Annotated in this window: 16 protein-coding genes and 1 pseudogene; 10 read left to right on the top strand and 7 right to left on the bottom strand. The window is 64.4% G+C overall.

The genetic code is table 11. From position 1 onward, the window contains the following. Positions 1 to 519, bottom strand: a 519-nt coding sequence (locus CBW50_RS26305) for an MHFG family PEP-CTERM protein (protein ID WP_216356415.1), incomplete at its 3' end; no start/stop codon positions are given. A 55-nt stretch (positions 520 to 574) separates the two neighbouring features. Here CBW50_RS26305 and CBW50_RS29155 point away from each other — a divergent pair. Further along, positions 575 to 781, top strand: a complete 207-nt coding sequence (locus CBW50_RS29155) for a hypothetical protein (RefSeq protein ID WP_139842651.1) — start codon at positions 575 to 577, stop codon at positions 779 to 781. A 35-nt stretch (positions 782 to 816) separates the two neighbouring features. Here the strand turns inward: CBW50_RS29155 and CBW50_RS26310 are convergent, their stop codons facing one another. The 5 genes from CBW50_RS26310 to CBW50_RS26330 form a co-directional block, all read right to left on the bottom strand. Beyond that, complete coding sequence (locus tag CBW50_RS26310) at positions 817 to 1,605, bottom strand: hypothetical protein (protein ID WP_086148249.1); 789 nt, start codon at positions 1,603 to 1,605, stop codon at positions 817 to 819. Continuing rightward, positions 1,605 to 3,464: a gephyrin-like molybdotransferase Glp gene (gene glp / locus CBW50_RS26315; RefSeq protein WP_226935382.1), complete on the bottom strand. Its 1,860-nt coding sequence runs from the start codon at positions 3,462 to 3,464 to the stop codon at positions 1,605 to 1,607. The genes CBW50_RS26310 and glp overlap by 1 nt, the downstream gene beginning before the upstream one ends. 62 nt (positions 3,465 to 3,526) lie before the next feature. After that, the gene (moaA, locus tag CBW50_RS26320; RefSeq protein ID WP_086148251.1) at positions 3,527 to 4,648 is read right to left on the bottom strand and encodes a GTP 3',8-cyclase MoaA; all 1,122 of its coding nucleotides are present in this window, start codon (positions 4,646 to 4,648) and stop codon (positions 3,527 to 3,529) included. A 29-nt stretch (positions 4,649 to 4,677) separates the two neighbouring features. After that, positions 4,678 to 6,018: a chromate efflux transporter gene (chrA, locus tag CBW50_RS26325; protein WP_086148252.1), complete on the bottom strand. Its 1,341-nt coding sequence runs from the start codon at positions 6,016 to 6,018 to the stop codon at positions 4,678 to 4,680. Positions 6,019 to 6,106: 88 nt separating this feature from the next. Then, a complete protein-coding gene (locus CBW50_RS26330) occupies positions 6,107 to 9,301 on the bottom strand; it encodes an Rne/Rng family ribonuclease (RefSeq protein WP_086148253.1) in 3,195 nt (1,064 codons plus the stop codon). Between the two features lie 676 nt (positions 9,302 to 9,977). Between CBW50_RS26330 and CBW50_RS26335 the strand changes: the two genes are divergently transcribed. From CBW50_RS26335 to CBW50_RS26350, 4 genes are all read left to right on the top strand, one after another. After that, positions 9,978 to 10,973 (top strand): RluA family pseudouridine synthase, encoded by a 996-nt coding sequence (locus tag CBW50_RS26335; protein ID WP_086148254.1) that lies wholly within the window; start codon positions 9,978 to 9,980, stop codon positions 10,971 to 10,973. Positions 10,974 to 11,071: 98 nt separating this feature from the next. Further along, entirely contained in the window at positions 11,072 to 11,731 is a 660-nt protein-coding gene (locus tag CBW50_RS26340) for an HAD-IA family hydrolase (protein WP_086148262.1), read from the top strand. Further along, the gene (locus tag CBW50_RS26345; RefSeq protein ID WP_086148255.1) at positions 11,728 to 12,105 is read left to right on the top strand and encodes a Rieske 2Fe-2S domain-containing protein; all 378 of its coding nucleotides are present in this window, start codon (positions 11,728 to 11,730) and stop codon (positions 12,103 to 12,105) included. Before CBW50_RS26340 ends, CBW50_RS26345 begins: the two co-directional genes overlap by 4 nt. 41 nt (positions 12,106 to 12,146) lie before the next feature. After that, positions 12,147 to 13,145 (top strand): S49 family peptidase, encoded by a 999-nt coding sequence (locus tag CBW50_RS26350; protein WP_086148256.1) that lies wholly within the window; start codon positions 12,147 to 12,149, stop codon positions 13,143 to 13,145. Between the two features lie 375 nt (positions 13,146 to 13,520). On the opposite strand, the gene CBW50_RS26355 is transcribed toward CBW50_RS26350, so the two are convergent. Next, positions 13,521 to 13,883, bottom strand: coding sequence for a hypothetical protein (locus tag CBW50_RS26355; protein ID WP_086148257.1), 363 nt, complete (start codon positions 13,881 to 13,883; stop codon positions 13,521 to 13,523). 258 nt (positions 13,884 to 14,141) lie between these two features. Here CBW50_RS26355 and CBW50_RS26360 point away from each other — a divergent pair, with 258 nt between their 5' ends. The 5 genes and pseudogenes from CBW50_RS26360 to CBW50_RS29545 all read left to right on the top strand — a co-directional run. Continuing rightward, positions 14,142 to 14,852, top strand: a complete 711-nt coding sequence (locus CBW50_RS26360) for a pseudouridine synthase (RefSeq protein WP_086148258.1) — start codon at positions 14,142 to 14,144, stop codon at positions 14,850 to 14,852. An 86-nt stretch (positions 14,853 to 14,938) separates the two neighbouring features. After that, positions 14,939 to 15,937, top strand: a complete 999-nt coding sequence (locus CBW50_RS26365; RefSeq protein WP_086148259.1) for a fumarylacetoacetate hydrolase family protein — start codon at positions 14,939 to 14,941, stop codon at positions 15,935 to 15,937. Positions 15,938 to 16,200: 263 nt separating this feature from the next. Further along, entirely contained in the window at positions 16,201 to 17,394 is a 1,194-nt protein-coding gene (gene flhB / locus CBW50_RS26370; RefSeq protein WP_086148260.1) for a flagellar biosynthesis protein FlhB, read from the top strand. Further along, positions 17,391 to 19,487: a flagellar biosynthesis protein FlhA gene (gene flhA, locus CBW50_RS26375; protein ID WP_086148261.1), complete on the top strand. Its 2,097-nt coding sequence runs from the start codon at positions 17,391 to 17,393 to the stop codon at positions 19,485 to 19,487. The genes flhB and flhA overlap by 4 nt, the downstream gene beginning before the upstream one ends. 346 nt (positions 19,488 to 19,833) lie before the next feature. Continuing rightward, positions 19,834 to 20,086: pseudogene (locus CBW50_RS29545) on the top strand (flagellar biosynthesis protein FlhF); the annotation flags it as partial.

Here is a 20,086-nt window from a genome sequence, read left to right on the forward strand (position 1 = left end):
TGCTGCAGCGCCGGGTGCGGCGCCCGCCGCCGGCGGCGCCGACGCGGGCGCCTGCGTGATGCGGCTGACGTTGCGGCAGATCGTCGGCACGAGGATGCACTGGCCCTGCACGCAATACACGAGTCCCCGTTCCTGCATCTGCTCGCTCCATCCCGCGCGCGTGACGTTGCGGCAGACGCGGCCAGGGCCGAAATGCATCTCGCTGATGCGCGCGTTGTAGTTGCCCTTGCCGCGGATGGCGTCGCGGCTGATCACGACGATCTCGTCGTACTGGCGCGCGCGCATGCGCTCCTTCAATTGTTCGCGCACCTGGGGCGCGATATCCGTATAGCGGTCCACGGCCGCCACCACGTCACCCATGAACGGATCGACGCCGGGACGGTTCCAGCTGCAATTATCGAGCACGTCGGCGCGGGCCATGCCTTTCGCGCTGGCGGGCAGGGGCGTCAGGGACAACATGCCGAACAGGACGGCGGCACCCAGCATGCAGGCGCCCGCGATCGATGGGCCGTGTTTCATTGGTAGTTTCCTCGTGAAAACAATATCAAAATTGAACTCTTTTGCTTGAGTCCGGATGTTATCACCGAAGAAACTTCAATATCAACAAATAAATAAAATTATTACAATTAGTGTTGTGTTTATTGATATGTTATTGAGCGAAATAATTAATATTTTTATCTCGGTGGGAAAAGGCGTTCAAATGAGGAAAATTGATTGCGCAGGGGCAATGCAAGCGGCCCGCGCAGGGCGGGCCGTGGTGGTGCTTGAAGAAGGATGTTGAGCGAGCTGGCGCCGCAGCGCCGACCGCATGTCGCGCTAGAACGTGCCCCGGCAGGCAGGTGCCTCGAAGCGGGGATAGCCGATGGCCGGCAACTTGTGCAGCCAGGTGCGCATCAAGGTACGCGCACCTTGTGCATCGTGCGGCTGGCTGTCACGCTGCAGGTCGGCGGCGAGCGTGGCCAGCTCGGTGCAGATGGGCTGCTTGCCGGCCTGCGCGGCCAGCAGGGACGCCAGCAGTTCCGGTAGTACGTCCGCCGCTGGCGCCGCCTGGCGCTTGGCGCGATAGTGCTGCCAGTAGCGCTCGGCGGCATCGCCATCAAAGCTGGGGACGAAACCGAACGTGGCGTCATCATGGTGCAAGCGGTACACGGTGGGAAAATAATGCGGACCCGTCAGTTCGCCGGGGAACCGGTCGCGCCGCAGGACGTCGATGGCCAGCGATCCGTCGCGTTCCACGCGCACGGCGCTGGGCGAATCGAACTGGTCCACGCTCACCATGGCGGGCGAGTTGCCTTGCATGAAGATGATCTTTTGCGTGTAATGGCGCCCGCCCAAGTGGCCGCACAGGGCCACATAGCTGTCGTTGAGGACGGTGACGGCCGCAATGGCGCCGCAGCCCGGCTGCAAGGGCGTATTTTCCTGCCACGCGAGACCTTGATCGGCGGCGCGCACGATGCTGATGCGGCCCACGCTGGCGCCATGCAAGTCGCCCGGCGCCGTTTCGATGCGCTCGTCGAAGCGCACCGTGTAGCCATTGCTGTGGACTTCGCCAGCATGCGCCGCCATGCCCGGCAGCAGGGCCAGCGCCAGAACTAGATGTTTCATCAGGTCAATCCGTGGAACAGCACGATATCGACCAGGTCGCCGGCCGCCACGTTGCCTTGCGCTTCATGCAGCACGATCATGCAATTGGCTTGCGTCATCGAGCGCAGGATGCCCGAGCCTTGCGCGCCGGTCACGCGCACGTGCTGGCGCCCGTCCGCATCGCGCTCGACGATGCCGCGCTGGTATTCCGTGCGGCCCCGCTTCTTGCGGATGGGCGCCTGTGCCGCCACCTGCAGCAGCGGCAGGCTGGACGCCTCCGCATCGGCGCCCATCAGGCGCAGCAGGGCGGGGCGGGCGAGGAAATAGAAGGTCGCCATCACGGCCACGGGGTTGCCGGGCAAGCCCAGCAGCAAGGCCGTGTCGCCCGCGCTGGCGATCCGGCCAAACGCCATGGGGCGGCCCGGACGCATGTTGATGTGCCAGAAGGCGACCTTGCCCAGGCGGGCCAGGATTTCGCGCGTAAAATCGGCCGCGCCGCTGGAGACGCCGCCCGAAGTGATGATGACGTCGGCCGAGGCGCAGGCGCCGCGCAGGGCCGCTTCCAGCGCCGGCGGATTGTCCTTGACGATGCCCATGTCGAGTACCTCGCAGCCGAGGCGGGTCAGCATGCCCAGCAGGGTGTAGCGGTTGCTGTCGTAGATGCAGCCGGCGGCCAGCGGTTCGCCGATCGAGCGCAATTCGTCGCCCGTGGAAAAGAAGGCCACGCGCAGCCGGCGGCGCACGGGCACCGTGGCGATGCCCAGCGAGGCGAGCAAACCCAGCTCGGCCGGACCCAGGCGCTTGCCCTGCAGCAAGGCCGGTTTGCCCTGCATCAAGTCTTCGCCCTTGAAACGGCGGTTGTCGCCGGGACGGATGCAGTCCGGCGCCAGCGTGATGCTCGTTTCGCCCGCTTGCAGCACGAGTTCCTGCGGCACCACGCTGTCGCAGCCGTCGGGCATGACGGCGCCCGTCATGATGCGCGCGCATTGCCCGCGTGCAACTTTGACGGTGCCGGGACGCCCGGCCAGGATGGTGTCGACGACGGCCAGGGTGACAGGGGCGCCGCCGCCGAGGTCGGCGCCAAGGTCAGCTCCGTAAAGCGCATAGCCATCCATGGCGGAATTGTCGTGCGCGGGCACGCTGATGGGCGAGATGATGTCGGCCGCCAGGATGCGCTCGAACGCCTGCTGCAGCGGCAATTGCTCGATGTCGGCCACGGGCGTGACGGTATCGGCGAGGATGGCTTGCGCCATCGGCACGCTCAATGCCCGCGCCTGCAGGGCGACCAGCTCGTCCGGCGTATTCACGTTGCCAAACGCGGCGCTGTCTTCGAACAGCACCTCGGCCAGCTTCAGGGGGCCGTGCCAGGTGCGCATGCGGCGCTCGCCGGCGGCCAGGTAGGCGTCCAGCTGGGGCAGGGCCGATGTTTTCACCAGGCAAAAAACGGGATGGGAACGGCGTACCGTCAATCCCGTCGCCGGATCAAGCTCTTCGGTGACGGCGATGGCCAGGTCGGCATTGTTTTGCGTCAAGCCGGCGGCCAGGCGCGCCGCCAGGTCGGGCGGCAGCAGGGGCGAGTCGCACGGCACGCTCAGCAGGTAGGGCGTGGCGGCGTGCCGCATGCCGCTGTGCAGACCTGCCAGCGGGCCGGCGTGGCCGGGCAGCACGTCTTGCCAGACGGGCAGGCCAAAACGGGCGTAGTTGCCGGCGTGTTCGTTGGCGCTGATGGCCAGCGGGCCCACTTGCGGCGCCAGGCGCTGCAGCACGTGGCGGGCCAGGGGCTGGCCGTGCAGCGGCTGCATGCCCTTGTCGCCGTGGCCCATGCGCGTGCCGAGTCCGCCAGCAAGAATGAGGCCGGTAATATCGTGTTTGTTGATCATGTCAGGTAGGAAAATGGGTGCATGCGCCATGGTAGCAGCGGCGGGCGCCCCTTGCGTCCGATTCAGCCGCCGATATATGACATTTCCACTTTCTTTTTACCGCGCTCAAGCGCGCCGCCCGTCAAGTCCGTCTGGCTGGTGCGCAAGGCCGAATAGCGGTCGGCGCGGCCGCGCCACAGCTGCGCCACCACCGTGGAAATCTCCTCGTCGCTGCGTCCGCCGCGCAGCAGGCCGCGCAAGTCGTGGCCGCTGGTGGCGAACAGGCAAGTGTAGAGCTTGCCTTCGGTCGATAGGCGGGCGCGGCTGCAGTCGGCGCAGAACGCCTGCGTGACGCTGGAAATGAGGCCGATCTCGCCGTCGCCGTCCGCATAGCGCCAGCGCGCCGCCGTCTCGCCCGCGTAGTTGGGGTTGATCGGCAGCAAAGGCATGTGTTCCGCGATGCGCCGCGCGACCTCGGCCGAAGGGATGACTTCCTGCAAGTTCCAGCCGTTCGAGGCGCCCACGTCCATGTATTCGATGAAGCGCAGGATGTAGGGCGTGCCCTTGAAGTGGCGCGCCATGGGCACGATTTCCTGCTCGTTCATGCCGGCCTTGACCACCATGTTGATCTTGATCGGTCCCAGGCCCGCCGCGTGGGCGGCGGCGATGCCGTCCAGCACGTCGGCGACGGCGAAATCGACGTCGTTCATGCGCTTGAAGGTGGCGTCGTCGAGCGAGTCGAGCGACACGGTGACGCGGTTCAGGCCCGCATCCTTGAGCGCTTGCGCTTTTCTGGCCAGCAGGGAACCGTTGGTCGTCAGGGTCAGGTCCAGCGGCTGGCCCGACGGCGTGCGCAGTGCGGCCAGCATGGCGACGAGCTTTTCGATATTCTTGCGCAGCAGCGGCTCGCCGCCCGTCAGGCGGATCTTTTCCACGCCGTGCGCGACGAACAGGCGCGCTACGCGCGTGATTTCCTCGAAGGACAGCAAATCCGTGTGCGGCAGGTAGACGTGATTCTTGTCGAATACGTCCTTCGGCATGCAGTACACGCAGCGGAAATTGCAGCGGTCGGTAATCGAGATGCGCAGGTCGTGCAGGGGCCGGCCCAGGCGGTCGGCGACGCTGCCGCTGGGGCTTTCCAGCCGCTCGGGTATCGCCAGCACCCCGTTGCGGGCCTCGGCGAGGTAGATAATCTTGTCAGCCATGAAAGGTGATGCCAGTTACGTTAAGTCGTTCAAGGCAGATACGATAGCACGAGGCCGAAGATGGCACAGGCGAGCAGCAATTTGATGGTTCCCATTTGAAACCTGATCAGCGCCACGCCGGCCGCCGCGCCGATGGCGAGGGCCAGCCAATCCCAGTGCGGCAAGGGTGTTTCCAGCCAGAAGACGTGGCGGCCGAAGAACAGGGCCAGGCTGGCGATGACGCCCACCACGGCCGCTGAAATGGCGTTCAGGGGCGCGCTCAGGCGCAGGTTGCCGCGCGTCGCCTCCACCAGCGGCGCGCCGGCCAGGATGAAGATGAATGACGGCAGGAAAGTAAACCAGCTGGCGACGAGGGCGCCGCACACGCCCGCCAGCCACAGGTTGCCGCCCAGCACCGCGTGGCTCCAGCCGCCCACGAAACCGATGAAGGCGACGATCATGATCAAGGGGCCGGGCGTCGTTTCGCCCAGCGCCAGGCCATCCATCATCTGCGTGCTGCTGATCCAGTGGTATTGCTCGACGGTGCCCTGCACCAGATAGGGCAGCACGGCATACGCGCCGCCGAACGTCAGCAGGGCGGCCTTGCTGAAAAACACGCCCATCTGCGCCAGCGGCTGATCCTTTCCGCCCAGCAGCGCCAGGCCCAGCCAGGCGAGCAAGGCCAGCGCCACCCCCAGGCTGGCCATGCCCAGCAGGCGCGGCCATTTGAGCTGCGCGTGCTCCGGCGTGGGCGTGTCGTCGTCGATCAGGGCGGCGCCGTGGCGGGCCGCGCCGCCGTGCCGCGTGCCGCCGGCCTGGAAATGGGCCGGCAGCCAGCGCCCGCCCGCCATGCCCAGCAGGGCCGCGCCAAAGACGATCAGCGGAAATGGCAGATGAAGCGCGGCGATGGCGATAAATGCCGCCGCTGCGATGGCGCTCAGGCCGGGGCTGCGCAAGGTGCGCCGGCCCAGGCGCCACGCGGCCGCCACCACGATGGCGACGACGGCCGGCTTGACGCCGTACAGGATGCCGGCGATGGCGGCCACGTGGCCATACGCCATGTACAGCCAGGACAGGACGATCAGCAGCAGCAGCGAGGGCAGCAGGAACAGCAGTCCGGCCAGGATGCCGCCGCGCGTGCGGTGCATCAGCCAGCCGATGTAGATGGCCAGCTGGGTCGCTTCCGGCCCCGGCAGCAGCATGCAGTAATTGAGGGCGTGCAGGAAGCGCTGCTCGGAGATCCAGCGCCGCTTTTCCACCAGTTCCGCATGCATCATGGCGATCTGCCCGGCGGGGCCGCCAAAGCTGACGCAGCCCAGCTTGAGCCAGTACCAGAAGGCGCTGCGCAGGGTGACGGGGGCGGGAGGGGAAAGGTCGGCGTTCTCGTGCATGGCGGCTGGCTGGCAAAGGTGGGGACGTAAAAAAGGGGAAGCCTGAGCTCCCCCTTTCATCATTCGCGGCTGGGCAAACCCGGCACGCTTATGGACGTTGCGTGTTGACCTGGATCAACGGCTCATCCGATTGCGGCGGCAAGGGTTTGCGCTCGCGCGGCTTGCGCACGGGAGCGACGGCCTTGGCGGCAGCTTCCTGCGCCAGGCGCAGTTTTTCCGGATCGGTGGCGGCCAGGGTCAGGCCGGCCGAACCGAGCACCGCGTCCAGGTCCAGCGGCGCAGGCGCCGGCGATGGAGCCGGTGCGGAAGCTGGAGCGACGACAGGTGCCGGAGCAGGAGCAGGAGCAGCCACGGGGGCTGGCGCCGCAGCGGGAGCAACTTCGGCAAGCGCCGGGGCGGCTTCCACCACGACAGGTGCTGCTTCGGCGACTGGCGCTGCTTCAGCCACGACGGCGGTTTCCACGACGGCGGCCGTTTCCACGACCGGCGCCGCTTCGACGATGATTTCCGCTGGAGCTGGAGCTGGAGCAGGAGCTGGAGCAGGAGCTGCTGCTTCAGGCGCGGCCTTCTCGGCAAAGCTGTACTCGGCAGCTGGTGCTGGTTCGGCAGCGGCTGGTTCAGCTTGCGCTACAGCAACGACGGCCTCAACAGGGGCTTGCGGCACGATCACTTCAGCAACTGCGGCTTCTGCGGCAGGAGCGGCTACCTCGACCTTGGCGATCTCCACCACCTTGGCCACTTCCACCACTTCGACCACGTCCACGACGGCGGCTTCCACCGGCGCCGCGACGGCGACGACAGCGGCGGCAGCCACGACGGCCACTGGCGCAGCATCGGCAGCGGCGGCCGCTTCCGGCGCCGGAGCGACCGTAAAGCTGATCACGGGCGCGTCCTGGCCTTCGTTCTCGCCGTTTGCCGATTCAATCAGCTCGCCCGTTTCGCGGTCGCGGCGGTTGCGGTTGCGGCCGCCACGACGACGGCGGCGGCGCGGTTCTTCGCCTTCCACGTCGTTTTCCGTCTCTTCGCCTTCAGGGCCGGCATTGGCCGGGGCCTTCAGCAAGCTCGTAGGCGCGGCGTCGGCGGCAGGGCCGTTTGACGCCACGACAACGTTGACAGCCGTGGCGGCAGCGCCGGCCAATGCCAGTTCTTCAGCTTTCACTTCAGCAACAACAGCCTTGTCGGCGCGTGGTTCGCGCGCTTCGCGCGGCTGGCGTGGCGGACGCTCGGCGCGTTCCGGACGCTCAGCGCGCTCGGGACGTTCCGCCCGTTCTGGACGCTCGCCCCGTTCGCGTGGCGCCGCTGCCGTATCGCCATTCTCGCGCGCTTCGCGCGGTTCGCGTGGCGGACGCGGCGGGCGTGGCGGACGGGCCGCCTTTTCCAGTGCTTCCGCTTCTTTCGCCGCATCGTCCTGGGCCGGACGGCCCTGGCCTGGTTCGCGCTCTTCGCGGCCAGGCTTGCCATTGCGGCCACGGCCACGCGGGCCACGGTTGCTGCGGTCGCCGCGGTCGGCATTGCCGGCCGGCTTGACTGGCGCGACAGGGGCGGGGGCCGGTGCCGGAGCAGCCGGCGCGCCCGTGAAGAAGCTGATGATTTTGGCGATCAGGCCTTGCGGCGCGGCAGGCGCGGCCACGGGAGCCGGTTTCGTTTCGACGGGCTTGCGCTCGACCAGCGGTGCCGGCTGGTCAGGCGTGATCGTCTTGACGACGGCTTCCTGGCGCGGCTTGGCTTCTTCCTTCTGGCGCTTGCTGTAGGCCATGTCGGTTTCAGCGCTTTCGGCCAGGTTGTAGCTGGCCTGGCTGTCTTCCAGACGCGGATCGTCGTGCTTGATGCGTTCGAGCTTGTAGTGCGGCGTTTCCAGATGCTTGTTCGGGATCAGGATCACGGCGATGCGGTGGCGGTTCTCGATCTTCAGCACTTCGCCGCGCTTTTCGTTGAGCAGGAAGGCGCCCACGTCCACGGGCACCTGCACGTGGATGGTGGCCGAGTTTTCCTTCATCGCCTCTTCCTGGATGATGCGCAGCACCTGCAGGGCGGACGATTCCGTGTCGCGGATGTGGCCGGTGCCGGAGCAGCGCGGGCACGTCACGTGCGAACCTTCGGACAGCGAAGGGCGCAGGCGCTGGCGCGACAGTTCCATCAGGCCGAAGCGGGAAATCTTGCCCATTTGTACACGGGCACGGTCATGGTGCAGCGCGTCCTTCAGGCGCTGTTCCACTTCGCGTTGATTTTTTGCCACTTCCATGTCGATGAAGTCGATGACGATCAGGCCGCCCAGGTCGCGCAAGCGCAGCTGGCGGGCCACTTCCTCGGCCGCTTCGCAGTTGGTGTTGAAGGCGGTCGTCTCGATGTCCGAGCCGCGCGTGGCGCGCGCCGAGTTGACGTCGACGGAGACCAGCGCTTCGGTGTGGTCGATGACGATGGCGCCGCCCGATGGCAGCGGCACGGTGCGGCTGTACGCCGTTTCGATCTGGTGTTCGATCTGGAAGCGCGAGAACAGCGGCACGTCGTCGCTGTAGCGCTTGACGCGGTGCACCATGTCGGGCATCACGTGGCTCATGAACTGGTGCGCCTGGTCGTAGATCTCGTCCGTGTCGATCAGGATCTCGCCGATGTCGGGCTGGAAGTAGTCGCGGATGGCGCGGATGACGAGCGACGATTCCTGGTAGATCAGGAAGGCGCCGTTGGCCGACTTGCCGGCGCCTTCGATGGCGCGCCACAGTTGCATCAGGTAGTTCAAGTCCCACTGCAGTTCATCGACGTTGCGGCCGATGCCGGCCGTGCGGGCAATGACGGACATGCCAGCAGGCAAGTCCAGTTTATCCATGGTTTCGCGCAATTCCTGGCGCTCTTCCCCTTCCACGCGGCGCGATACGCCACCGCCACGCGGGTTGTTCGGCATCAAGACCAGATAGCGGCCGGCCAGCGAGACGAACGAGGTCAGCGCGGCGCCCTTGTTGCCGCGCTCTTCCTTTTCCACCTGGACCATGATTTCCTGGCCTTCGCGCAGCGCTTCCTTGACGGACGCGTTACGCACGTCGACGCCTTCGCGGAAATACGTGCGGGCAACTTCCTTGAAGGGCAGGAAGCCGTGGCGGTCTTCGCCATAGCTGACGAAGCACGCTTCGAGCGAAGGCTCGATGCGCGTGATGACGCCCTTGTAGATGTTGGATTTGCGCTGTTCGCGCCCGGCTGTCTCGATATCGATGTCGATCAGTTTTTGTCCGTCGACAATCGCTACGCGCAGTTCTTCTTGCTGCGTGGCATTAAACAACATGCGTTTCATTTTTATAACTCCGCGACCCGTAGGCCATCTCAAAGCCGCTTCCGGGGAAGCGGCGACAGTACAGGGATATATGCGAGAACGGGAGTGTTGGCGGGGGGAATGCCTTAGCGTGCGGAGCAACAACGCGTGATGCGTTGCGGCCGCAACAGGGCGCGGTGAGGTCGATCGTCATGCCGAGTGCACAGGACACCTGCAACTCATCTGAAACAGCCCGGATGCCGGGGGCAGAGAATGCAGGTGGTCAGCAAATTCAGAGCCAAATCGTAGGCCGGCTCATGACAGGGATCGCGATGGCGAGGCTTGGCCTCAGCCTATTCATCGACAACCCTCTGGTGGCCGCATACGGGGTTTGGCGAAAACGGCAAGCGTTATCAACTTCATCAACCCGCGAGCCCGACTCGATAAGTCGCGCTAACGGGTACTTATCCTTATAATCCCACACTCACTTCAGCATCTCCACGCGTTATCCGATTACAACTACGGTGCAACCTTGATTCGCGCAGGGATGGTGCATATACGTTTTTTTCCACCGAATTTGCAATTTGGCGAGGCCGGTGGAGACGCCCCTGTGTAAAATGTGCTTTTATTCTTACACTCGCAGCAGCCAGGGCCGCAGCAAAAACAATTATATATTCAAAATGAAGGACTTAGAGAGATTTCTGGGAAGACATAGTAAATGAAGAGTCAAAATGATGTTGTTCCCCCTTCAACACCCCCGGTTCAGCCGCAAGCCCAATTCGTAACGATCGCCGAGGAAGAAGCAGGCCAGCGCATCGACAACTACTTATTAAGAGTGTGCAAGGGAGTGCCTAAAAGCCACATCTACCGGATCTTGCGATCGGGAGAAGTGCGGGTGAATAAAGGCCGTATCGATCAGCTGTACCGTCTCGCCGCCGGCGACGTGGTGCGCATTCCACCCGTGCGCGTGGCCGAAAAGGCGCCCACGGGCGCGCCGGCCGCCGAATTCAAGATTATTTTCGAGGATGCGCAGCTGCTCGTCATCGACAAGCCGGCCGGCGTGGCCGTGCATGGCGGCTCGGGCGTCTCGTTCGGCGTGATCGAGCAATTGCGCGCTTCGCGCCCCGACGCCAAGTTCCTGGAACTGGTGCACCGCCTGGACCGCGACACGTCCGGCTTGTTGTTGCTTGCAAAGAAACGTTCCGCGTTGACGAACTTGCATGAACAGATGCGCGACGGCGTCACGGACAAGCGCTACCTGGTGCTCGTGGCCGGCGACTGGAAGAACGCGCGCCAGCATATCAAGTTGCCATTGCATAAATATACGACGGCCGAAGGCGAGCGCCGGGTGGCCGTGCAGGCCGACGGCCTGGCGTCGCACACGGTGTTTTCACTGTTGCATAAATATCACAACTTCGCCTTGCTGGAAGCGGAATTGAAGACGGGCCGCACGCACCAGATCCGCGTGCACCTGTCCTCGTCCGGCTTCCCCATCGCCGGCGACGATAAATATGGCGACTTCGCCCTCAACCGCGCCCTGTTGAAGGCCGACAGCACGCGCGGCGCCCTGAAACGCATGTTCCTGCATGCGCACCAGATCACGTTTACGCATCCGGAAAACGGCAAGACGATGACCCTGAATGCGCCGCTGGCTGCCGAATGCGAGCGTTTCTTGGTAAGCTTGGGCAAACCATTGGCTGTTGCCGCTCGATAGTTAGATAGTTATCAAACGCGTGCGCGCGACGCTGCCCACAAGGCAGTCAGTCGCCATCATTCATTCTCAAGGAGCCGGCGGCGTTGTCGTCGGAAAACATGGCAAGAAAGCAATTTGATCTGATCGTCTTCGATTGGGACGGCACCCTGATAGACAGTACCTCGACCATCGTCAAGTGCATCCAGGCTTCGGCCAAAGACCTGGGCTTGCCTGTTCCCACCGAGTTGCAGGCCTCGCACGTGATCGGCCTGGGCCTGCAGGAAGCCATGCAGCTGGCGATGCCCGACGTGGAGCCGAAATACCATGCGCGCATGGCCGAGCGCTACCGTTATCACTATCTGTCGCGCGACCATGAGCTGGCACTGTTTCCGGGCGTGCATGAAATGCTGCTGGAATTGTCGCAGCAGGCGTATTTCCTCGCCGTCGCCACGGGCAAGAGCCGCGTCGGCCTGAACCGATCGCTGAACGCCGTCAAGCTGCTGTCCCTGTTCGATGCGACACGTTGCGCAGACGAAACTTTCTCCAAACCCCATCCGGCCATGCTGCAGGAACTGACGCGCGAACTGGGTCAGGACATGCGCCGCACGGTAATGGTCGGCGACACCAGCCATGATTTATTGATGGCAAGCAATGCAGGCGCGGCCGGTATTGCCGTAGAGTATGGGGCACATCCCGTCGAGCAGTTGCAAGCTTGCAAGCCCCTGTATTCGGCCGCCACGGTGGCCGACCTGCATCAATGGCTGAGCGAGCACGCATGATGGGCGATGTGCCGGAAGTGCTCATTTGCGCGGCCGACGCCGTGGCCGACGGCGGCAAGGGCGTGCGCTTTCCCGTGCTGGCCGGGGGCGAAGCGACGACGGGCTTTGTCGTGCGCCATGGCGGCAAGGCGTATGGCTACCTGAACCGCTGCGCCCACGTGCCTATCGAGCTGGACTGGGCCGAGGGCGAGTTTTTCGAATCCAGCGGCCTGTACCTGATGTGTTCGACGCACGGCGCCATCTATGTGCCGGAAAGCGGTTTCTGCGCGGGCGGCCCCTGCAAGGGCGGCCGTTTGCGCCCGATTCCCGTGGCCGAGCGCGATGGCCAGCTGTACTGGCAGCCCGATGACTATGTCAGGCCTGTGCCGGCCTGAAGCCTGGCGCCGGTCTTTTTGCAATGTGAGCAAAGTGAACTATGAGCGATAACACGAATGACAAGCTGGACAGCGGTGCGGCCGCCGGCAACGGCGCCCCTGCCGGCCACTGGGAACGCGACGTGCTGGAAAAACTGGTGTTTGCCACGTTGCAAGAGCAGCGCGCCCACCGCCGCTGGAGCATCTTCTTCAAGGTCTTCGGCCTGCTGATCGTGCTGTTCGCCCTGTGGGTGTTTTATGACTACAACACGGCCGACGACAGCGAAACCCTGGGCCGCCACACGGCCCTGATCGACATCAGCGGCGCCATCGAGTCCGAGGGCAGCGGTTCGGCCGCCGTCGTCATCCCCGCGCTGGACAAGGCGTTTTCCGACGCCGGTTCCGTGGCCGTGGTGCTGCATATCAATAGTCCGGGCGGCAGCCCCGTGCAGGCGGGCATGATCGTCGACGAGATGCAGCGCCTGCGCAAGGGCTATCCGGACAAGCCCCTGTATGTGGTGGTCGATGAAATGTGCGCCTCGGGCGGCTATTACATCGCGGCCGCCGCCGACCGCATCTACGTCAACAAGGCCAGCGTGGTCGGCTCCATCGGCGTGCTGATGGACGGCTTCGGCTTTACGGGCGTGATGGAAAAAGTGGGCGTCGAGCGCCGTTTGCTGACGGCCGGCGAGAACAAGGGCTTCATGGACCCGTTCAGCCCGCTGACGGACAAGCACAAGGCGTATGCGCAGGGCATGCTCAATGAAATCCACCAGCAGTTCATCGAGGTGGTGCGGGCGGGACGGGGCAAGCGCCTGAAGGAAACGCCGGACACTTTCTCGGGGTTGTACTGGACCGGCGCGAAAGCCGTGGAAATGGGCCTGGCCGATGATTTCGGCACGGTCGACAGCGTGGCGCGCGACGTGGTCAAGGCGGAAGACATCGTCGACTACACGCAGCACGAAGGCTTGCCGGAACGGGTGCTGAAGAAGTTTGGCGCGGCCATGGGGGCGGGCGCCATGAAGGCGGCCGTGCAGCAGGCGCAACCGGCGTTGCGTTGAAGATATCTCTCGTAATAACTTGATAAGCCAATCGAGAATGATTTTCAATAAGATGGCAATTTGCCTTGAAAATCGACCCTTCTGGGCTATAGTGAAAGCGTAGTTCTTTTCAAGGAGGGGCGATATATCTACTATGTTGTCAGTACTTTGATGGGCAGGTCATGGAACTACTCGCCGCATCGCAGATGTGGTTTTGAGTGAATTTACATTCCTCACTAAAGTCCCGTTGGGGCTTGGGAACGGCGGCGCAATGCCGCCGTTTCCTTTTGTGCGTCGAAGTCGGGGATGGCCTGGGCGGCGCGGTTGCCGCGGCGTGGGCTGGCTGGTGGTGGGCAGGCATGCGAAGGCGGGGCATGGGTGACCGGCTGCTGCGCCTCAGGCGGCGCAGTCGTTGCAGTGCGCAGGCGAGATCGGGGCGGTGGATGGCTTAGCCTGCGCGCCGGCTCCCTTTGTGCCGTGCGCCATGGAGGCTGCCGGCGCCGCCTGGTCCGCTTCCTCTTCCGCCAGGGCAAAGCCGCCCTGTTCCAGCCAGCACATGAAATGGCATTGCGCCTCGGCGTGCCAGCGTGCCTGGCTGGCAGGAGCGGGGCTGGCCCCGTCTGCGTCCTGTTCGGGAAGGGCGCCGCGCCAGCGCGCCAGGCCGAGCTGGACTTTATGCATGGCGCTCTGTTCGGCGGCGATGCGGCCGCGCATGTCGGCGATGCTGCCTTGTAAGGCTATGGTGTCGATGTGCTTCATACGATATCCTTGTGAGGTCGTGGCTGCTGTCATAATTCCTAACGCACGTTAGGCGGATTCCTAACGAAGTTTCAGTCTATCAATGCGATATTCCGAGCGCTTGATATATCTCAAAGGAATGGGCCATTTCTCGCCAAATCTCACCTTGTTCTTTTCGGTATTTCTGCGTGTGCCATGGTTTCCCGCCTCCCGTACGCTGGCGCAGGCGGCGCGCGCGGCCGCTTCACGCTGCCAGCCGCTTCTGGTACAGTCACGCCCATGAGTAAATTATCCCTAGACCGCATCCTGCAATCGCAGGGCTTTGGCACCCGCAAGTATTGCCGTTCCCTTATCGATGATGGCGATGTCGTCATCGATGGCGTCACCCAGACCAATTACCGCACCACCGTCGAGACCGAAGGCCTGGTGCTGCACGTCTTCGAGGAAGAGTGGGTCTACCGCGAACACCTGTACCTGGCGCTGTACAAGCCCGCCAACTTCGAATGCTCGCGCAAGCCCAGCCACCACCCTGGCGTGCTGACCCTGCTGCCGGAACAGTTCAGCTGGCGCGAAGTCCAGCCCGTCGGCCGGCTCGACCATGACACGACCGGCATGCTCTTGATGTCCGACGATGGGGCATTTATCCATGCACAATCGTCGCCGAAGCGCCACGTTCCGAAAATTTACCAGGCTACCACGCAAGAGCCGGTGACCGATGAACTGGTGGCCCAGCTCTTGGCCGGCGTGCAACTGCACGACGAGCCGGCGCCGCTGGCCGCCCTCGTGTGCGTCAAGCGCGGCGAGCATCTGCTGGAAATCGTGCTCGAACAGGGCAAGTACCACCAGGTCAAGCGCATGCTGGCCGCTGCCGGCAACCATTGCAGCGCGCTGCACCGTTCCGCCATCGGCAGCCTGACCCTGGCATCGCTGGGCATCGCCGAAGGCGAGTGGTGCTACCTCACGCCCGCACAGATCGCCCTCCTGGCATAACTCCCCCTGAGCGCCGAAGCCGGGTTTTCCCGGCTTTTTGGCGTCTTTAGCCTCCTATTGCCTGCATTTGACGAAGTTTTCCGTACATGAAATTAGCTACACTGAAGGATGGCACGCGCGATGGCCAGCTGGCGGTCGTTTCGCGCGACCTGAAAACGGCGCACCTGGCCGACGGCATCGCCTCGACCCTGCAAAAGGCGCTCGACGACTGGAGTTTCATTTCCCCGCAGCTGGACTTGCTGTACCAGACCATCAATAGCGGCCGCGGCCACCGCGCCTTCGAGTTCGACCCCGCCAACTGCATGGCGCCCTTGCCGCGCAGCAGCTTGCGCGTGGCCGGCGCGTCCTACCTGCAGCAGATCGAGCGGGCCTGCAAGGCCGCCGGCCTGGAGGCGCCCGCCAGTCTGCGCGAGGCGCCGCGCCTGTACCAGGGCGCCAGCGACGACTTCCTCGGCGCCCACGACGACATCGCCCTGGCGCACGAGCAGTGGGGCATCGACTACGAGGCCGGCATCGCCGCCATCACGGACGACGTGGCCATGGGGTCGACGCCGGACCAGGCGCACCTGAACATCAAGCTCTTGATGCTGGTCAACGACGTCACCCTGCGCAACCTGGCGCCCGACGAGCAGGCCGGCGGCTACGGCTTCCTGCAATCGAAGCCGGCCATGGCTTGCTCGCCTGTCGCCATCACGCCGGACGAGCTGGGCGACGCCTGGCGCGGCGGCAAGGTGCATTATGCCGTGCGCTGCAGCCTGAACGGCAAATTGTCGGGCCAGCCCCACGCGGGCGCCGACATGGCCTTCAATTACCCGCAATTGCTCGCCCACCTGTGCCAGACGCGCAATGCGCGCGCCGGCAGCGTGGTGAGTGCTGGCGGCATTGCCAACAAGGAAGTCAAGAAGGGATTTTCCAGCATCGTTGAGCGACGTAACCAGGAGATGATCGCCGATGGCGTCGCCAGCACGCCATTCCTGCTGTTTGGCGATGTTGTCAGGCTGGAAATGCTGGGCGATGACGGTAAATCCTTGTTCGGCGCGATAGAGCAAACGGTGAAACAGGCCGAGGCGCGAAAAAATCGTTAGGGGCCCCGGAAAAATGGCCATGACTGCGTTGCAGCCCCTCGCCGTACTACTCGTACTGTCTTCGGGGCTGCGCCTTGTCCTGACCATTTTTCGGTCCCCTCCGAATTGGGCGCCTGCGGCGCCTTGTTTCATCCCGGCAAAGGAAAAGCAGGGGATTCGCCCTCCTTTTCCCTTGATGGCGCCGTGATGATTGAACCGATAATGCGTCATGCCCAGTCCGTATTGCGCCTAGCCAGGCCGCAGGACTTCACCGGAGTTGATTGATGTCGGAAGACAGCGACGCAGAAAAGACCGAAGCCGCGTCACCGAAGCGCCTCGAGCAGGCGCGTGAGGAAGGCGACGTTCCGCGATCGCGTGAAGTGGCGACGTTTACGGTGCTGATGGCGTCCGGCTGCTGCCTGTGGTTTGCCGGCGACGCCATCGTGCGGCGGCTGACGGCCGTCATGGTTTCCGGGCTGTCGCTGGACCGGGAGCAGATACTCAATCCCGACGCGATGATGTTGCGCATCGGCTACGACGTGGGCTCGGTCCTGCTCACTTGCCTGCCGTATGCGCTGGCCATCATGCTCGTCGCCCTGGCGTCGCCGGTGCTGGTCGGCGGCTGGCTGTTCAGCTCCAAGGCGTTTACCCCGAATTTTGGCAAGCTCAACCCGATTCGCGGCCTGGGCAATATGTTTTCGAAGAATGCGCTGGTGGAATTGCTCAAGGCCGTCGCCAAGACCATCGTCGTCGGCGTCGTCGCCTGGATGGTGATGCAGCACCAGAAAGACGCCGTGCTGGGCCTGTCGGTCGAATCCTTGCGCGCCGGTTCCGCTCACCTGATCAGTCTGCTGATCACGGCTTTCCTGCTGATCGTCGGCGCGCTGGGCCTGATCGCCGCCATCGACGGCCCCTACCAGATGTGGCATTACGCCAACAAGATGAAAATGTCCTTGCAGGAAGTCAAGCAGGAGGCCAAGGAGTCGGATGGCAATCCGCAGATCAAGGCGAAGATCCGCCAGATGCAGCATGAGATGTCGCGCCGCCGCATGATGGCCGACGTGCCGACGGCCGACGTGGTGGTGACCAATCCGACCCACTATGCGGTGGCGCTCAAGTATGGCGAGAATTCGCGCGGCGCGCCGCAGGTGGTGGCCAAGGGCATCGACGAGGTGGCGGCGAAGATCCGCGAGCTGGCCGGCGAGCACAAGGTCGCCATCCTGGAAGCGCCGGCCCTGGCCCGCGCGCTGTACAAGCACACGGACATCGGCGACGAGATTCCCGAGGCGCTGTACGGCGCCGTGGCCGAAGTGCTGGCCTACGTGTTCCAGCTGCGCAGCTACGGCAGCGGCCACGGCCAGCGCCCCGAGAAGCCGAAAAAACTCGACGTGCCGCCCGAGCTCGACCCGCTCGACCCCGCATCGCAGACCAAGGCCGCGGCAGACGCGGCAGACAAGAATAAAGGAAGCACACCATGAACGGCCTGACCATGCCAGCCTGGCTCAGCGGACTGAAAGGCAACGCCAGCAAGGGCATCGCCGCGCCGGTCATCATCATCATGCTGCTGGCGATGATGGTGCTGCCGCTGCCGGCCTTCATCCTCGACATTTTCTTCAGCTTTAATATTGCGCTGTCCATCATCGTGCTGCTGACGGCGCTGTACACGGTCAAGCCGCTCGATTTCATGGCCTTCCCGACCATCCTGCTCGTGTCGACCATGCTGCGCCTGTCGCTGAACGTGGCCTCCACGCGCGTGGTGCTGACGGAAGGCCACACGGGCGCCGACGCGGCCGGTAAAGTGATCGAAGCCTTCGGCCACTTCTTGATTGGCGGCAATTACACGGTCGGTATCGTCGTGTTTATCATTTTGACCATCATCAACTTTACCGTCGTGACCAAGGGTGCGGGCCGTATCGCCGAGGTGGGCGCCCGCTTCGCGCTGGACGCCATGCCTGGTAAACAGATGGCCATCGACGCCGACCTGAACGCCGGCCTGATCGGCGAAGACGAGGCGCGCCGCCGCCGCACGGAAGTGGCGCAGGAAGCGGAATTCTACGGCGCCATGGACGGCGCCAGCAAATACGTGCGCGGCGACGCCATCGCCGGCATCATGGTCACCGTCATCAACATCGTCGGCGGTTTGCTGGTGGGCTTGCTGCAGCACGACATGGGCTTTGCCGATGCGCTCAAGAACTACACCCTGCTGGCCATCGGTGACGGCCTGGTGGCGCAGATTCCTTCGCTGATCATTTCCACGGCGGCCGGTATCGTCGTCTCGCGCGTGGCCAGCGAACAGGACATCGGCACCCAGCTGGTCGGCCAGTTGTTTGCGAAACCGCAAGTACTGTACATTACCGCCGGCATCATCGGCGGCATGGGCCTGATTCCCGGCATGCCGAACATGGTCTTCATCCTGCTGGCGTCCCTGCTGGCCGGCTCGGCCTACCTGATCAGCAAGTCGCGGGCGCAGGCGAAGGAGGCGGCCGAGACGCCGGCCGAAGCGCCGCCGGCCACGGTGGCGCCCGAGCAGGAAGAAGCCAGCTGGCAAGACATCATGCCCGTCGATACCCTGGGCCTGGAAGTGGGCTACCGCCTGATCCCCCTGGTCGACAAGACGCAGGGCGGCGAATTGCTCAAGCGCATCAAAGGCATCCGCAAGAAATTCGCCCAGGAAGTGGGCTTCCTGGCGCCGCCCGTGCATATCCGCGACAACCTGGAACTGAAGCCCTCGGCCTACCGCATCACCCTCAAGGGCGTGGAAGTGGGCGTGGGCGAGGCCTACAACGGCCAGTTCCTGGCGATCAACCCCGGCATGGCCAGCGGCACCTTGCCCGGCCTGGCCACCACCGACCCCGCGTTCGGCCTGCCCGCCACGTGGATCGAGGCCAGCCTGCGCGACCAGGCGCAATCGATGGGCTACACGGTGGTCGATGCGGGCACCGTGGTGGCCACGCACCTGAACCACCTGATCACCTCGCACGCCTCGGAGCTGCTGGGCCGCGCCGAAGTGCAGTCGCTGCTCGATCACCTGGGCAAGGAGTCGCCGCGCCTGGTGGAAGACCTGGTGCCGAAGATGCTGTCGCTGTCGACCCTGCAGAAGGTGCTGCAGAACCTGCTGGCCGAAGGCGTGCACATCCGCGACATGCGCACCATCATCGAAACGCTGGCCGAGCATACGGTCAATACGCAGGACCCGAACGACCTGACGGCGCTGGTGCGCGTGGGCCTGGGCCGCGCCATCGTGCAGCAGCTGTTCCCCGGCGCGGCCGAGCTGTCCGTGATGACCCTGGACAGCCGCCTGGAGCGCCTGCTGATGCAAGCGATGGGCAATGGCGGCGACGGCGCCGGCATCGAGCCGGGTCTGGCCGACACCATTGCCCACCAGGCGGGCCTGGCCGCGCAGCAGCAGGAAGCGCTGGGCCTGACGCCCGTGCTGCTGGTGCCGGCGCCGCTGCGCGCCTTGCTGTCGCGCTTCCTGCGCCGCGCCTTGCCGCAGCTCAAAGTGCTGTCGCACGCGGAAGTGCCGGAAACCAAGACGATTCGCGTCACGGCGCTGGTGGGCGCGCAATAGTTGCCATAGTTAATGCCGGGGTCGGACCCGCAACACCGCCAGCACGAAGGTCATCGCCAGGGTGCGAGGGGGACTCGGCGTCCCCGTCAGACCCCAGCCCTCGCTGATCACCGACGACGGTCCCCGCCACCTTTTTGCTTATTTTTTCATCAATTTCCTTTCGGCAAACTGAATAACGGGTACTTTCCCGTCCTGTTCCTTCGATCATTTCCAACAAGCATCGCTAATAATGGAAACTGTCCGGGTGATCTGTGTCCATGTGGAAGACAGCACTCAAGCAACAGGAGTCGATGATGGTCACACAGTTCAGCCAATACAGCGCCCACCCAGCCCTGGGAGGCCGGCCATGAATGTGAAGAAATTTACGGGCGCCTCGTCGCGCGATGCGCTGCGCAAGGTGCGCGAAGCATTGGGTCCCGACGCCGTGATCCTGTCGAACCGCCAGGGCGATGGCGTGGTGGAAATCCTCGCGCTGGCCAATGACGACGCCGCCTCGCTGGCGTCGCCGCCGGCCGCCTCGGAAATGGCCCAGCCGCGGCCCCAGTTGCAGACCCAGTTCGCCACGCCGCAGCGCCCGGCCGCCCCGGCCCAGCGCCCGG

It is taken from the genome of Janthinobacterium sp. GW458P (assembly GCF_002127585.1).
Taxonomy (GTDB): domain Bacteria; phylum Pseudomonadota; class Gammaproteobacteria; order Burkholderiales; family Burkholderiaceae_D; genus Janthinobacterium.